The organism is Phenylobacterium sp. (genome assembly GCF_041919955.1).
Taxonomy (GTDB): Bacteria; Pseudomonadota; Alphaproteobacteria; order Caulobacterales; family Caulobacteraceae; genus Phenylobacterium.
In genome coordinates, this window is record NZ_JAYRSU010000003.1 from 138,459 (window position 1) to 152,493 (window position 14,035).

Consider the following 14,035-nt stretch of genomic DNA (forward strand, 5'->3'; position numbering starts at 1 on the left):
GGCGCGAGGGGGCTCGCGCCGGGGACGTGTAAGGATACGCGATGCAGGATCTGGTTTCGCTCAAGGGGCGTCTGCGCCTGCCGGCCATCGCCGCGCCGATGTTCCTGGTCTCGGGACCGGAACTGGTGCTGGCGGCCTGCAAGGCGGGGATCGTCGGCTCGTTTCCAGCCAACAACGCCCGCACCATCGAGGTGCTGGACCAGTGGCTGACGGACATCAAGGCCGCGGTCGGCGACGCGCCCTGGGCGATCAACATCATGGTCCACCGGACCTATGAGCGCATGGCCGAAGAGCTCGAGCTGGTCATGAAGCACAAGCCGCCGATCGTCATCACCGCGCTCGGCAGCCCGAGGGAACTGGTCGCCGAGGTCCAGGCCTATGGCGGCAAGGTGCTGGCCGACGTCAATTCGCTGTCCTACGCGAAGAAGGCGGCGGAGGCGGGCGTCGACGGCCTGGTTCTGATCTCGGCCGGGGCCGGCGGCCATACCGGCCAGCTCTCCGCCTTCGCCTTCGTGCCGGCCGTGCGCGAATTTTTCGACGGGATCATCGTGCTGGGCGGCGCCATCGGCTCCGGCTCGGCGATCCGCGCCGCCGAGATCCTGGGCGCCGACTACGCCTATCTTGGCACTCGCCTGATCGCCTCGGAAGAGAGCATGGCCCATCCCGACTACAAGACAATGCTGGTCGAGGCGAGCGCCGACGAGATCATCCTCTCGGCCTCCCTGACCGGGGTCCCGGCCAACTGGCTGAAGCCCAGCTTGGTCGCCGCCGGATTCGACCCCTCCAAGATGGGCCCCAAGGCCGACATCGATCTCGGCCGTCCCGAGGACAACGACGCCAAGCGCTGGAAGGACGTCTGGTCAGCCGGCCAGGGCGTCGGCGCCGTCCGCGCCATCGAGCAGGTGGGCGCTATCGTCGATCAACTGGCCGGCGAGTATGCGGCGGCCAAGGCGCGGAACTGACGCCCCGCGCCCGAGGGGCTTATCCCAGCAACGCCGCACACGGTCTGTCATGTGACCCATGGCCGTGCCGAGGTTGTCGAGGTGGCGGCGCTGCTCGCCCGCGTCCTGTGCGAGCAGCCGGTTCACGCCCGACGAGCCGGCGCCGCCGTCCTGCTGAGGTTTCAGCCCATAAAGGGCGCCCTCGGCGGCGTGGCCGCCCACTGCCCACCCTTACAGCGCCAGGCGCATGAAGATCGTCCCCGGTGGAGTGGGAGCGTAGTAGGCGCCGGTCCGCTCGAAGCCGAGCGCCTCGTACATCCCTATGGCGGCGGCCATGCTGGGCAGGGTGTCCAGCAGCAGCTCGCGCCGCCCGCTGCGCCGCGCGGCTTCGATGATTGCCTGGGCCAGGGCGCGGCCGAGCCCCAGACCCCGCGCGGCCGGGCTGAGGAACAGTCGCTTCATTTCGCAACGCTCGGCGTTCAGGGCGCGCAGACCCGCGCAGCCGATCGCCAGCCCCCGGGCGTCCCGCGCCAGCAGTAGTTCGCCGCCGGGCGGCGCGTACCTGCCAGGCAGCTGCGCCAGCTCGTCCTCGAACCCCTGATAGCCGAGATCGATGGGCAGCGAAGCCGCATAGGCGCGGAACAGCTCCGCCACCGCCGCAATATCATCGGCGCTACGGGCAGGGGAGATGTCGAAGGCGGTGGTCATCCTTGGAAAGATGGGGCGCGCCGGCGTCGTGGCAATCGCTAGCCGACCGTGATCCACCCGGCGCCCAGACTGGTCTGGGAGACGCCGACCAGCACCATCTGATCTCCGCCGCCCATGTCGATGACGGTGTCGCCGCCGACTTGAGCGACCTTGTACGTCGTGCCGGGCAACAGGTTCACGCGGTCGCCTGCGGCGTAGGAGAAATCAGTCACCCGGTCGAGGCCGGCCCCGCTGAAGCTGTGGAAGATGTCGGCGCCGGCGCCGCCGGTCAGGGTGTCCGCGCCGCGGTCGCCCGAGAGCCAGTCCGCCCCGTCGCCGCCTTCGACGATATCGTTGTCCTGCCCGCCGCGAAGGGTGTCGGCGCCTTCGCCGCCATAGCAGCGGTCGTCGCCGATATTTCCGTAGACGATGTCGTTCCCGGCGTCCCCGAGCAGGGTGTCGTTTCCCTTGCCGCCGACCACCCAGTCGTCGCCAAACGCACCCCGCTCGCTGTCGTTGCCGACATTGCCGTGGATGTCGTCGAAGCCGGCGTCGCCGATGATGGTGTCGTCGCCGTCCTCGCCGCGCAGATAGGTGTGGCTGAAGCTCTGACCGGTTATGCCGAAGCCGGGTGCATAGGTGGCGTAGATGGCGTCGTTTCCGGCGCCGCCGAACAGGCTGTCGGCCCCGCCGGCGCCGTAGAGAATGTCGTCGCCATTGTAGCTGCGGAGCAGGTCGGGGCCGATGTTCCCGCCGATGACGTCAGCGCCCGACAGGATGGTCGCGAAGGCTTCCTGGGTCGCGTCCCGGGCGACCCAGGCGCCAAAAGTCGCCGCCGACGTTTGAGCCTTCAGGTCAATGAAGAGCAGGTTCGATTCGTATTTGATCGCGCTCGTCGTTCCGCCGGTGATCTGCGAATTGCCGTCGTAGGTGAAGCCGTCGCCGCTCAGGGTCAGGCGCGCCGAAGCGCCCTGCAGGACCAGGCTCGTCGACGACGCGGTCTCGATTTTCGCGCCCAGCAGGCTGGACAGGTGTGCGGCGTCCATGTCGCCCCTGATCTCGCCTTTGACGCTGGTGGAGGCGCCGGGCGTCGGCGCGACGGGGCCTTTGGGCCGAGGGCCGCCGATGAAGTCGGTGTACGAGATGTCGGCCAGCGACTTGCCGACCACGATTAGCACCTCCTGCACGATCGGATTCGGTTCAAGCTGGCCTGAGAAGACGTGCAAGTCGGAACCGACCTGGACAACCACATAGTCCTTTCCGGCGCTGAGTTGTGCGGCCGCGTAGGCGCGGGCGGCGGCGCCGTCGGATTGAGTCGCCTCGATGTAGTTGGCGGCCGTCGGCTGAACGGCTGACTTCCAGATTCGCTCGCCGGGTTCCCAGTCCATGATCCGCTCTGGGCCGCCGGCAGAGACGAAGAGGTCCCGGCCCGGGCCGCCGTACATATAGCGGCCGCCGCCAAGGACGTCGTCTCCGGCGCCTGCGTACACGTGGTCAGATCGGGCCATGTAGTCCGCGCCCGGCGAGCCGATCCACAGGATGCCGTCGCCGACGTCGTAGGCGAAGTCGTTGTAGATGCCCTTTCCGAAGACCACAGTTCGACCGCTCTTCGGGTCGGTCAGGGTGACCTGCCCAGCGGCGTCGTCGAAAGTCACGGTGAGGGGCGGGTTGCCCATTCCGGTGCCCATCAGCAGGTCGGAAAAGCCGTCATAGGCCAGCGCCTGCGCCGGTGTGATCGTGCTGAAATAATAGGTCGTCACGTCGCGTTCCGCTGCCGCTTAGGTTGTGGTTCCACCTAAGCGGTAATGCATGTCGATCGTGCAACTGAAATCGCGGGCGGCGCGATTTGGATTCGCTTTGCGAGCGGCCGGAGCCCGCCAGGGACGGGCGCCCTCGGTCGATCTTCAGTGCGTCGACAGCTTCTCGCGCTTCACGCGGATGCCGGCGGCCTCGCGGTCCCAGGTCTCCGCCGTGACCCCCTGCTTGCGCAACTCGACCTTCTGGATCTTGTTGGTCGGGGTCTTGGGCAACTCGGCCTCGACCCGCACGTAGCGCGGCACCATGAAGTGGGCCATCCGCGGGATCAGGAACTCGATCATCGCCTGCGGGTCGATGACGGAGCCCTCGCGCGGCGCGACGCAGACCATCACTTCCTGCTCGCCGCCTGGCAGGTCGACGCCGTAGGCCGCGACCTCGCGCACGTGCTCATAGGCGGAAACCTCGATCTCGATCTCCAGCGAGGACATGTTCTCGCCCCGACGGCGGATCGCATCCTTCTTGCGGTCGACGAAGTAGAACCGGCCCTCGGCGTCTCGCCAGAGCAGATCGCCGGTGTGGAACCAGCCGTTGCGCCAGGCCTCGGCCGTGGCGGCGGGATCGCCCAGATACTCCTTGAACAGCTCCCAGGGCCGGTCGCTGCGAATGATCAGTTCGCCGACCTCGCCGTGCGGAACCTCCTGGTCGAAGGCGTCGACGATGCGGCACTCGACTCCGGCGCGCGGCCGCCCGCAGCTGCGCATCACCGGCTCGTTCACCTCGGTAATGAGGGGAGAGGAGACCTCGGTCATGTTGAAACCTGAGACGTAGTCGAAGCCGAACCGCTTCGCGAGCGCGACCGTCTCCTCCGACACAGGCGACAGGGTGCAGATGCGCAGGGGGTTGTCGCTGTCGTCGGGCTTCGGCGGCTCCTTGTGCAGGAAGCTGGTCAGGGCGCCGATGAAGCCGCTGCAGGTGGTCGATCCGGTCTCGCGCACCAGGTCCCAGAACCGCCGCGTGTCGAAGGCCTCGAAAAGCGCGATGGAGCCGCCGCTGGCCAGGGCGGACATGATCGCGCTGATGCCGCCGACGTGGAACATCGGCAGGTTGACCAGCATGCGGTCGTTTGCGGTCATGTAGCCATAGGTGACCCGAGCCGTCGTCCATTCCTGGACGTACGAGGTCACCACCGCCTTCGAGGGGCCGGTCGTGCCTGAGGTGAAGATGATCACCGGCGTGTCCCAGGGCTGCGGTTGCGCCAGCGCCGCGGCGGAGGCGTCGCCGTCGAGCGCCGAGGGCGGCTCCAGCACCTGCGGCAGGTCCGTCGCGTTCGGGCCCGGCGCGGTGAGGATGACGCGTTCCAAGTGCGGCAGCTCCAGGCCGGCGATGCGCGGCGCCAGCTCCGGATGCATGACCGCGACCTTGGCTCCGGTCTTGTTGAGCGCGTGCTCCAGCAGCCGGCCACGGAAGCTGGTGTTGATCGGGGCGAGCGCCGCGCCGGCGTAGTTGGCGCCGAACCAGGCCCGGCAGAGGGCCGCCGAGTTGGGCGCCCAGGCCGCGACGATGTCGCCGGGCGCCACGCCCCGCGCCTGGAAGGCCGCTGCGGTCTTGAGCGCGATCTCGCGGGCCTGCGCCCAGGTCCATTCCTCGCCGGTTTCGAAGCGCAGGAACACCTTGTCCGGGGTGGCCGCCGCATGGCGGTCGATCAGGCGCGGGACCACGCAGTCCTCTGCGGTCGGGGCGGCTTTCGGATCGAACCATACGGGGTGGGACATCACGCTTCCTCCTGGCGGCCCGGGCCGCCTTGGGGCGGTCTCCACGGCCTCTGGCGATTGAGATACATCAAATCAGTTGCGAAATGAAAGTGATAATCGGGCGAGGTCGGGTGGTGGCGAATTCCAACTGGCAAATTGAAACTAAATGCGCCTATGATGGTGCAAACAGGGAAGGGAGACGCGCATGCCCGTCGAATTGGTGAACCGGGTCGAAAGCACCATCCAGCCGAACGAGCACCCCTACATGAACGGCGCCTGGACCCCTCAGCACGAGGAGTTCGATGGCACGGAACTGGAGGTGATCGGCCAGGTGCCGGCCGACATCGACGGGGTCTATGTGCGCAACACCGAGAACCCGGTGCACGAGCCGATCGGCCGCTATCACCCCTTCGACGGCGACGGGATGCTGCACGTCATGTCGTTCAGGGACGGCAAGGCGACCTATCGCAACCGCTTCGTCCGCACCAAGGGCTTCCAGGCCGAGGAGGAGGCGGGCCGGGCGCTCTGGGCGGGCCTGGCCGAGAACCCCGCCAAGTCCGAACGCCGCGGCTGGGGCGCGCATGGGGGTCTGAAGGACTCGTCCTCGACCGACGTCGTGGTCCACGCAGGCAAGATTCTCTCGACCTTCTACCAGTGCGGCGAGGGTTACCGCCTCGACCCCTACACGCTTGAGCAGGAAGGGACCGAGGGCTGGACGCCGATCGACGGCATCTCCGCCCACCCCAAGGTCGACGAGCACACCGGCGACCTCTTGTTCTTCAACTACTCCAAGCACGCGCCCTACATGCACTACGGCGTGGTCGGCCCGGACAACAAGCTCAAGCACTACGTGCCCGTGCCGCTGCCGGGCCCGCGGCTGCCGCACGACATGGCCTTCACCACCAACTATTCGATCCTGAACGACCTGCCGGTGTTCTGGGAGCCGGACCTGCTGCCCAAGAACCTGCACGTCGTCCGCTTCCACCGCGACATGCCCTCGCGCTTCGGCATCATCCCGCGCTACGGCAAGGCCGAGGACGTGAAATGGTTCGAGGCCGAGCCGACCTATGTCCTGCACTTCCTCAACGCCTATGAGGACGGCGACGAGGTCGTGCTCGACGGCTATTTCGAGGAGAACCCCGAGCCGAAGTCGTCCAACAGCGCCCCGCCCGGATACGAGCGGATGCTGGCCTTCCTCGACCAGAACGAATTGCGGCCCAAGCTGCATCGCTGGCGTTTCAACATGAAGACCGGCCAGACGGTCGAGCAACGCCTGGACGACCGCATCCTCGAATTCGGAATCATCAACAACCAGTACGCCGGCCTGCCATACCGCTACGGGTACAGCGCGGTCTCCAAGCCGGGGTGGTTCCTGTTTACCGGCCTGGTCAAGCACGACCTGAAGACGGGCGAGAGCTGGGCTGTCGACTTCGGCGACGAGCGCTACGGCAGCGAACCCGGCTTTGCTCCGCGCGTCGGGGCCAAGGACGAGGACGACGGCTACCTGGTGACCTTCATCACCGACATGGCCGCCGATCGCTCGGAATGCGTCGTCTACGACGCCAAGAAGCTGGCCGACGGCCCGGTCTGCCGCATCGTCCTGCCGGGCCGCATTTCCAGCGGCACCCACGCGACCTGGGGACAAGGGGAGGCCATCCGCGCTGCTCAGGGACTTTAGCGTTCCCCGCCGGTCCAGGCTCGGCCTGGACCGGCCGCCAGGGCTGAAAATGCGAACGGCGCCTGTGGTCACAGGCGCCGTTTTGCCGTGGGTTTATCGGGTGGGCTGCCTACCAGGTCTTGATCGGGCGCGTGGCCATCGGCGCCTTGTAGATATAGGGCGCAGGCTTGGCCGCGGCGTCCATCCGCGGGCTGGTGCGCAGGTCCCCGCTGCGGGCGGCGGCGGGCGCGGATTTGAAGTCGGCCTTGACGAAGAGGGCGGAGTCCTTGCCGCGACTGACGGCGCCCGTCTGTGCGACGGCTGCTCCGGCGACGGCCAAACCGACCGCGACTCCCAAGGCGACGATCTTCACGCGCCTACCTCCCATTTCAGCTGGGCCTTCTGACGAGGCCTCGATCTCCAGGCTGCACCGCTTTTCCGGTGGTGGCAAGCAATCAGGAGGCGAGAGCCTCTGCGGCCTCCTCGTCGGCGGCGCGGATGTAGGGGCGGACGGCGAAGGCCAGGGCGGCGACGCCGATCGGCAGGACCACGGCGGTGACCGCCGCCACGGCCTGACCGATCCGCTTGGGATCCTGCAGCCAGTGGTCGCTGATCAGGGCGACGGCCGTCGGTCCGACCGTGAAGGCGACGATATTGCCGATCAGCAGGTAGAGCGCGATGGCGCGGGCCCGGACGCGGTTGGGCGTCACGGCCTGGAACGAGACGGCGGGCAGGCCCTGGGTGAGGCCGAAGCCCAGGCACATGAAGGCCAGGAGGGCGGCGGCCAACTCGCCGCTGGCCACGAATGGCGCGGCCAGGGCGAAGGGGAAGGCGAAGATCGAGCCCAGCATGGCCACCCGCAGCACCGCGTCCTTGCGGCCCGCGGCGGCGAAGCGGTCGGTCATCAGCCCGCCGACCAGCACCCCGACCGTGCTGCCGACCAGCAGGATCGTCCCGTAGACCGCGCCCACCTTGCCGACCGGCCAGCCGTGCGCCCGCATCAGAAAGGCCGGCGCCCAGGTGAGGTAGGCTGCGATCGCCACGCCGATCAGCGAGTAGCCGGCCGACAGCAGGCCGAACACCAGCCACCGGCGGCGCAGATAGGGGCCGAGCGGGGCGGATGGAGCCGCGACCCCCGCGCCCTGCCGGGCCGGCTCGCGCAGGAACGCCATGGCGACCATCAGCACCGGGCCGGGCAGGCTGACCAGTACAAAGGCCGCCTGCCAGCTGCGCAGCTCGCCGACCACCGGCAGGACGAGGGGAGGGGCCGTGTTGGCCCACTCGATGACCGCCCCGCCGATGATCAGCGCCATGCCGACCCCGGCGATGGCCCCGATGGCGTAGACGCCCATCGCGCGTGCGCGCTTCTGCGGCGGGAACGAATCGGCGATCAGCGAATAGGCGGCCGGCGAAAGCCCCGCTTCGCCGATGCCGACGCCGACCCGGGCTGCGAACAGCGAGAGGAAGCTGCCGGCCATGCCGCAGGCCGCGGTCATGGCGCTCCAGACACCGACGCTGATGATGATCAGGTTGCGGCGCGATCCGCGGTCGGCCAGCCAGGCCAGGGGCACGCCCATCAGGGTATAGAACAGCGTGAAGGCCAGGCCGCTCAGCAGACTGAATTGGGTGTCGGTGATTCCCAGATCACGCCGCAGCGGTTCGACCAGCAGAGTCAGAATCTGGCGATCGACAAAACCGACCGCATAGGCCGCCATGAGCACCAGCACCGTGGCCCAGGCGCGGGAGGGGGCTGGCCAGGTCTCGGCGCCTGCGCCGACCGATACGCCCATGGTTTTCTGAAGCACGCCGTCGCCTCCCGGTTCGCGCCGTCTGTCGCGGCGTCAGGGCGCAAGGTTGGGCATTAAGTTGCGAAATGCAAGCTATTTGCATCGGCTTGCAAAAAGGGACTTGCTCACGAAAGTCTTTTAATGCAAGTCTCTAATCAAGGGCCTCGAAGCCCGTTGCAAAGGGGCGGCCGGTGGGCCGTCGAGAAGGGGGAACACGTGATGTCCAGGCATGCGCTCATTCTGCTGGCCGGCTGCGCCGCCGGCGCCCTGACAGCCGCGCCGCAGGCCCATGCCCAGGCCGCGCCCGGCGGCGAACGCAGCGTTGCGGTCGAGGAGGTGATCGTCACCGCCGACCGCCGTGAGCGCCGCCTCCAGGACGTGCCGACCGCCATCAGCGCCGTGACCGAGCAGGCGCTTGAACGCAGCCGGATCGTGGATCTCAGCTCGCTCGCCGGGACCGCCCCGTCCTTCTCGATGACCGAGAGCTCCTCGCTCGGCAAGGAGCTAAGCATTCGCGGCGTGACCAGCGTGCGGATTCTCGACGCCACCGCCGAACCCTCGGTCGGGATGTTCGTCGACGAAGTCTACCTGTCGCGCATGGGCTCGGCCTTCACCGACTTCTTCGACCTGGAGCGGGTCGAGGTGATCCGCGGGCCGCAGGGCGTGCTGCTCGGCAAGAACGTGGTCGGCGGCGCGATCAGCGTCATCACCGCCAAGCCGAAGTTCGATCCCGGCGGGTCGGCGACCATCTCCTTCGGCAACTACGACGCGGTCGTCGCCAAGGGCCACATCACCGGGCCCATCACCGATAACCTGGCCGCCCGCGCCGCCTTCCAGGTGCGCAACCGCTCGGGCTACAGCCGCAACGTCATCCGCGGCGAGGACATGGACAACCTGCAGTCCTATCAGGGCCGCGGCGAGCTGCTCTATCGCAACCCGGAGGCCGACCTCCAGGCGCTGCTGACCTTCGACTACGGGCGTGACGAGACCGATGGCTCGGCCCGCACCATGACCGACGACCCCTTCGCCGCCGGCGTCGGTGCGATCGCCGCCTGGCGTGCGGCCCGGAACCTCGGTCCGCGCGACGCCACCAGCCCGCAGCACGAATACACCCGCCGGATCACCCGCGGCGCCTCGCTGCGCGTCGACTGGGGCGTCTGGGACGGCGTCAAGCTGACCTCGATCACCGGTTACCGCTCGTCCAAGGGCGTGATGGGCTACAACCAGCTGGGCATCGGCTCGCCCCCCGGCCTGGCCGACACCTTCTATTCGACCAGCGAGCGGCCTGAGACGCTGAGCCAGGAACTGCGGCTGGTCTCCGACAATCCCGACAGCCGGTTCGACTGGATCGTCGGCGCCTTCCACCAGTCCGACGACGTGACCCGCTACGACTCCAATGTGGCGACCACCTACACGGCGATCCCGGCCCTCAGCGGCACCTTCCTTTACACCAACAAGGCCGACCTGAAGACCACGGCGGTGTTCGGGCAGATCGGATACAAGTTCACCGATCAGCTGAAGGCCACCGTCGGCCTGCGCTACACCAAGGACGACAAGAGCGGCACGCGCCTGGCCCAGTGCCTGGAAGACGGCGGCGACGGCCTTTGCGTCGCGGCGCTTGTCCTTGGCAAGGGCCAGTCCTTCACCGTCGACTACGGCAAGAAGTGGAACGCGATGACGCCGCAGGGCATCATCGAATACCGCCCGAACGACGACATCATGATCTATGCGAGCGTCGCCAAGGGCTTCAAGGGCGGCGGCTGGGACCACCTGCCGTCGACCGCCAAGGCGGCGGCCATCGGCTACAACCCCGAAAAGGCGACCAACTACGAGATCGGGGTGAAGTCGGACCTGTTCGATCGCCGCGTGCGCCTGAACCTGGCCGCCTTCAAGATGGACTACAAGGACCTGCAGTCCCAGCAGCTGGTCCTGGAATGCCTCTGCCTGATCACCAGCAACGCCGGTTCGGCCGAGATCAAGGGCCTGGAGGCCGAAGGCACCTGGCGCGTCACCGACGCCCTGACGCTGACCGGCTCCGGGTCGTGGCTGGACGCCAAGTACTCGAACTTCGTCGATGGCGCCGGGGTGGTGTTCACCGGCAACCACATCCAGCGCTCGCCGGAATACAAGTTCGATCTGGGCGTGAACTACGAGTTCGGCATCGGCTCCTGGGACCGCGCCTTCAGCCTGCAGGCCAACTACACCAAGCAGGGCAAGAGCTACTGGACCCCGGCCAACACCTTCTTCCAGAAGCCGTTCGGCCTCCTGGACGCTTCGCTGCGGGTTCAGCCGCCCGGCGCGGCCTGGTCGGTCACGGTGTGGGGCAAGAACCTCACCGACGAGCTCTATGCGGTCGCGGCCCAGACCTTCTTCGGCGACCTGATGAACTACTACGGCCCGCCGAAGACCTACGGCGTCGATCTCAAGTACGAGTTCTGACCATCCCCGACCGGCGGCGCGGGGGCGCCGCCGGGACCGTCCCCACAGACGGCGGGCCGGCCCGGCGACGGGCCGGCTTTCGCCGTGTCACCCTTGGTCTTGCGGCCCGGACGTGGGACGGTGCGCGAAAGCCGCAAAGGCGCATGACGAGGGAGAGGGATAATGGGGCCGTTCAAGCTGCTGATCGACGGCGCGCTGGTCGATGGCGACAGCACGATGGAGGTGCTGAACCCGGCGACCGAGGCGGTGCTGGCCACCTGTCCGCGCGCTTCCAAGGCTCAGCTCGACCAGGCGGTCGCTGCGGCCAAGGCGGCGTTCCCGGCCTGGGCGGCCAAGCCGATCGAGGAGCGCCGCGCGGCCCTGCTGGCCATGGCCGACGCCATCCAGGGCGCAGCGCCCGAGCTGGCCCGCATTCTGACCCAGGAGCAGGGTAAGCCGCTGCAGGACGCCACCGGCGAGGTCTATGGCGCGGCGGCCTTCTTCCGCTACTTCGCGACCCTCGACATTCCGACCAAGGTCATCGACGACAGCCCGGCCCGCAGGGTCGAACTGCGCCGCCGTCCGCTGGGCGTCATCGGCGCGATCGTGCCGTGGAACTTCCCGCTGATCCTGATGGCCTTCAAGGTCCCGGCCGCCTTGCTGGCCGGCAACACCGTGGTGCTGAAACCGGCCGGGACGACCCCGCTCTCGACCCTGAAGATCGCCGAGCTGGTCAAGGACCTGCTGCCGCCCGGCGTGCTCAACGTCATCGCCGACGCCAACGACCTCGGCGGCGAGATCACCAAGCATCCCGACATCCGCAAGATCTCCTTCACCGGCTCGACCGAGACCGGCAAGCGGGTGATGGCCGGGGCCGCCGAGGCCCTGAAGCGGATCACCCTGGAACTCGGCGGCAACGACGCCGGCATCTTGCTGGGCGACGTCGATCCGGCCGCCACCGCGCCCAAGATCTTCGGCGCGGCGTTCCAGAACTCCGGCCAGGTCTGCATCGCCATGAAGCGGGTCTATGTGCACGAAAGCATCTACGACGCCATGTGCGACGAACTCGCCAAGCTGGCGCAGGCCGCCGTGGTCGGCGACGGGCTGGAGCAGGGGACCCAGTTCGGCCCGCTGCAGAATAAGGCCCAGTATGACAAGGTGCGCGGCTACATCGAGGACGGCCGCCGCGACGGCAGGATCATCGCCGGCGGCGAGGCGAGCGAGGGCAAGGGCTACTTCATCCGCCCGACCATCGTGCGCGACATCGTCGACGGCTCGCCCCTGGTCGACGAGGAGCAGTTCGGACCGGTCCTGCCGCTGATCAAGTTTTCCGATCCCGAGGATGCGCTACGCCGCGCCAACGCCTCGGAGGTCGGGCTGGGCGGCTCGATCTGGTCGTCGGACCTCGACAAGGCCTACGACCTGGCCACCCGCATGGACACCGGCACGGTGTGGATCAACAAGCACGCCGAACTCGCGCCCAACATCCCGTTCGCCGGGGCGAAGTTTTCCGGGCTCGGGACGGAACTCGGCGAGGAAGGCCTGCTCGAGTTCACCCAGTCGCACGTGATCAACATGGCGCGCTGAGCGGCCCCTTGCCTGGCCGTCGCGGCGCGGCGGCCAGGTCGTCCAGGGTCAAGCTGGGGCGTACCGCCTCCGCCGGATGGCCAGGCCCGTCAGGCCGAATCCGGTGATCATCATGGCCCAGGTCGCCGGCTCGGGAATCGCGGAGATCGTGATCGTCTGCGGCTTGAGCCAGAGCTCGTAGTCGCCTCCATTGATCTCGAACTCGATCTCGTCGGTCAGGGGTTGTGTTCCCGTGAGATGTCCCGGGCTCCAGGGCGACGAAAGCCGTAGGCCCATCCCGTCGACCCAGATGCTTCCATCCTCGCCGTTCCAGGGGACGTAGAGGTTTGAGGAGAAGGTGAAGTACAAATACTGGAGGGGATCGGACGGCGCGCCGGCGTCCAGCCAGAAGTGGCCGTTGGGCGGCGTGGTCGATCCGCCAAGGTTGATGCCGCCCATGTTGAATTCCGGACCCCAGATGGAGTTTCCAGAGTAGAAGACCTTGCCGTCCGGATCCCAATTCGACGCGTCGCCGCTGAATTTGAAGCTCAGCGAGAACGCTTCATTGCGAACGGGCGGCAGCGGATTGCAGCGGATCGTGTCCTGACAGGCGTCGGTCATGCTGCTGTAGCCCTTGCCCGTGATGGTCACGAGGTAGGTGGACGCGTCGGCCGAAGCCGCGCCGGCAAGCGTAACGGCGGCTGCGGCCGCTCCGATGAACGTCTTCACAAGACTCTCCCCAAGGTGGTGAATTAACCAAGGCGCTCGACGCCTGGATGTCAACTCGACCCTTGAGGGGCTTGGGAAGATTTCATCGATCGGACCTGCGCCTGGGCGGCTTCAGCCGCCGCGCGCGCGGCCCAGGCCCGTAACCTTGGCGATGTCGGCGCGCTGCCGGGAATAGGCGAGGGCGGTCATGGGATAGCCCACCGGCAGGCCCCATTTCTCGCGATAGGCCTGCGGCGAGAGACCCAAGCTGGTCAGGTGACGTTTGAGCGCCACGTACTTCTTGCCGTTCTCGAACGAGATCAGGAAGTCGCGATGGATCGACTGTTTGATCTGGGCCGGGGTCGGCAGGTCCGCGGCCGCGGACTCTTCGCGGCCCAGGGCGGCGAGTTCACGATGGACGGCTTCGATCAGCGACGGCAACGTGGCTGGCTGCACAGGGTTCCGGGACACGAAGGCGGCGACGATCCGCACGGTCGCGGCGCGCGGGTCGGAGGTCTTGTTCGGCATTTGGACGCGCCCTTACAGGTCTTCGTGTTTCGGGAGTGGAGCGTAGGTCCCGGCCTTGGCGGTCGGCGCCGCCTTGGGCCGGGACCATGGCGTTGCTATCCGAAGACTCGTGAGACGAGCTGGGGGCTGCGAGTCTCGGTTCATAAGCAAACACCGAATATATTCGGGCACATACGCTAAGGTTGCGCAAGAGATCGCAGCTCTCAGTTTCGATGTTTACGTACTATTTGCTCA

Annotated in this window: 11 protein-coding genes; 4 read left to right on the forward strand and 7 right to left on the reverse strand. The window is 67.5% G+C overall.

What is annotated here, in order from left to right:
• Nucleotides 1-41 precede the first annotated feature (41 nt).
• Nucleotides 42-962, forward strand: coding sequence for an NAD(P)H-dependent flavin oxidoreductase (locus ACE3T2_RS04010; RefSeq protein WP_374654954.1), 921 nt, complete (start codon nucleotides 42-44; stop codon nucleotides 960-962).
• Between the two features lie 210 nt (nucleotides 963-1,172).
• Here the strand turns inward: ACE3T2_RS04010 and ACE3T2_RS04015 are convergent, their stop codons facing one another.
• The 3 genes from ACE3T2_RS04015 to ACE3T2_RS04025 all read right to left on the reverse strand — a co-directional run bounded on the left by ACE3T2_RS04015 (nucleotide 1,173) and on the right by ACE3T2_RS04025 (nucleotide 5,158).
• On the reverse strand, nucleotides 1,173-1,649 hold the full coding sequence (locus ACE3T2_RS04015; protein ID WP_374654956.1) for a GNAT family N-acetyltransferase: 477 nt from the start codon (nucleotides 1,647-1,649) through the stop codon (nucleotides 1,173-1,175).
• Nucleotides 1,650-1,687: 38 nt separating this feature from the next.
• Nucleotides 1,688-3,388: a calcium-binding protein gene (locus ACE3T2_RS04020; protein WP_374654958.1), complete on the reverse strand. Its 1,701-nt coding sequence runs from the start codon at nucleotides 3,386-3,388 to the stop codon at nucleotides 1,688-1,690.
• Nucleotides 3,389-3,532: 144 nt separating this feature from the next.
• A complete protein-coding gene (locus ACE3T2_RS04025) occupies nucleotides 3,533-5,158 on the reverse strand; it encodes an AMP-binding protein (RefSeq protein ID WP_374654960.1) in 1,626 nt (541 codons plus the stop codon).
• A gap of 184 nt (nucleotides 5,159-5,342) precedes the next feature.
• Between ACE3T2_RS04025 and ACE3T2_RS04030 the strand changes: the two genes are divergently transcribed.
• Nucleotides 5,343-6,815, forward strand: coding sequence for a carotenoid oxygenase family protein (locus ACE3T2_RS04030; protein ID WP_374654962.1), 1,473 nt, complete (start codon nucleotides 5,343-5,345; stop codon nucleotides 6,813-6,815).
• Between the two features lie 109 nt (nucleotides 6,816-6,924).
• On the opposite strand, the gene ACE3T2_RS04035 is transcribed toward ACE3T2_RS04030, so the two are convergent.
• Nucleotides 6,925-7,167, reverse strand: a complete 243-nt coding sequence (locus ACE3T2_RS04035) for a hypothetical protein (RefSeq protein ID WP_374654964.1) — start codon at nucleotides 7,165-7,167, stop codon at nucleotides 6,925-6,927.
• Nucleotides 7,168-7,249: 82 nt separating this feature from the next.
• Nucleotides 7,250-8,599 (reverse strand): spinster family MFS transporter, encoded by a 1,350-nt coding sequence (locus tag ACE3T2_RS04040; protein ID WP_374654966.1) that lies wholly within the window; start codon nucleotides 8,597-8,599, stop codon nucleotides 7,250-7,252.
• Between the two features lie 201 nt (nucleotides 8,600-8,800).
• On the opposite strand from ACE3T2_RS04040, the gene ACE3T2_RS04045 reads away from it, so the two are divergent.
• Both ACE3T2_RS04045 and ACE3T2_RS04050 read left to right on the forward strand, forming a co-directional pair.
• Nucleotides 8,801-11,020, forward strand: a complete 2,220-nt coding sequence (locus ACE3T2_RS04045; RefSeq protein WP_374654968.1) for a TonB-dependent receptor — start codon at nucleotides 8,801-8,803, stop codon at nucleotides 11,018-11,020.
• Between the two features lie 162 nt (nucleotides 11,021-11,182).
• Nucleotides 11,183-12,586, forward strand: a complete 1,404-nt coding sequence (locus ACE3T2_RS04050; protein WP_374654970.1) for an aldehyde dehydrogenase family protein — start codon at nucleotides 11,183-11,185, stop codon at nucleotides 12,584-12,586.
• A 48-nt stretch (nucleotides 12,587-12,634) separates the two neighbouring features.
• On the opposite strand, the gene ACE3T2_RS04055 is transcribed toward ACE3T2_RS04050, so the two are convergent.
• Complete coding sequence (locus ACE3T2_RS04055) at nucleotides 12,635-13,294, reverse strand: PEPxxWA-CTERM sorting domain-containing protein (RefSeq protein ID WP_374654972.1); 660 nt, start codon at nucleotides 13,292-13,294, stop codon at nucleotides 12,635-12,637.
• Nucleotides 13,295-13,405: 111 nt separating this feature from the next.
• Complete coding sequence (locus ACE3T2_RS04060) at nucleotides 13,406-13,801, reverse strand: MucR family transcriptional regulator (RefSeq protein ID WP_374654974.1); 396 nt, start codon at nucleotides 13,799-13,801, stop codon at nucleotides 13,406-13,408.
• Between the last annotated feature and the right edge of the window lie 234 nt (nucleotides 13,802-14,035).

Excerpts from the sequence above, each read along its gene's own strand:
- ACE3T2_RS04050 (WP_374654970.1), top strand. The coding sequence starts at position 11,183 with ATGGGGCCGTTCAAGCTGCTGATCGACGGCGCGCTGGTCGATGGCGAC.
- ACE3T2_RS04010 (WP_374654954.1), top strand. The coding sequence starts at position 42 with ATGCAGGATCTGGTTTCGCTCAAGGGGCGTCTGCGCCTGCCGGCCATC.
- ACE3T2_RS04025 (WP_374654960.1), bottom strand. The coding sequence starts at position 5,158 with ATGTCCCACCCCGTATGGTTCGATCCGAAAGCCGCCCCGACCGCAGAG.
- ACE3T2_RS04045 (WP_374654968.1), top strand. The coding sequence starts at position 8,801 with ATGTCCAGGCATGCGCTCATTCTGCTGGCCGGCTGCGCCGCCGGCGCC.
- ACE3T2_RS04015 (WP_374654956.1), bottom strand. The coding sequence starts at position 1,649 with ATGACCACCGCCTTCGACATCTCCCCTGCCCGTAGCGCCGATGATATT.
- ACE3T2_RS04060 (WP_374654974.1), bottom strand. The coding sequence starts at position 13,801 with ATGCCGAACAAGACCTCCGACCCGCGCGCCGCGACCGTGCGGATCGTC.
- ACE3T2_RS04030 (WP_374654962.1), top strand. The coding sequence starts at position 5,343 with ATGCCCGTCGAATTGGTGAACCGGGTCGAAAGCACCATCCAGCCGAAC.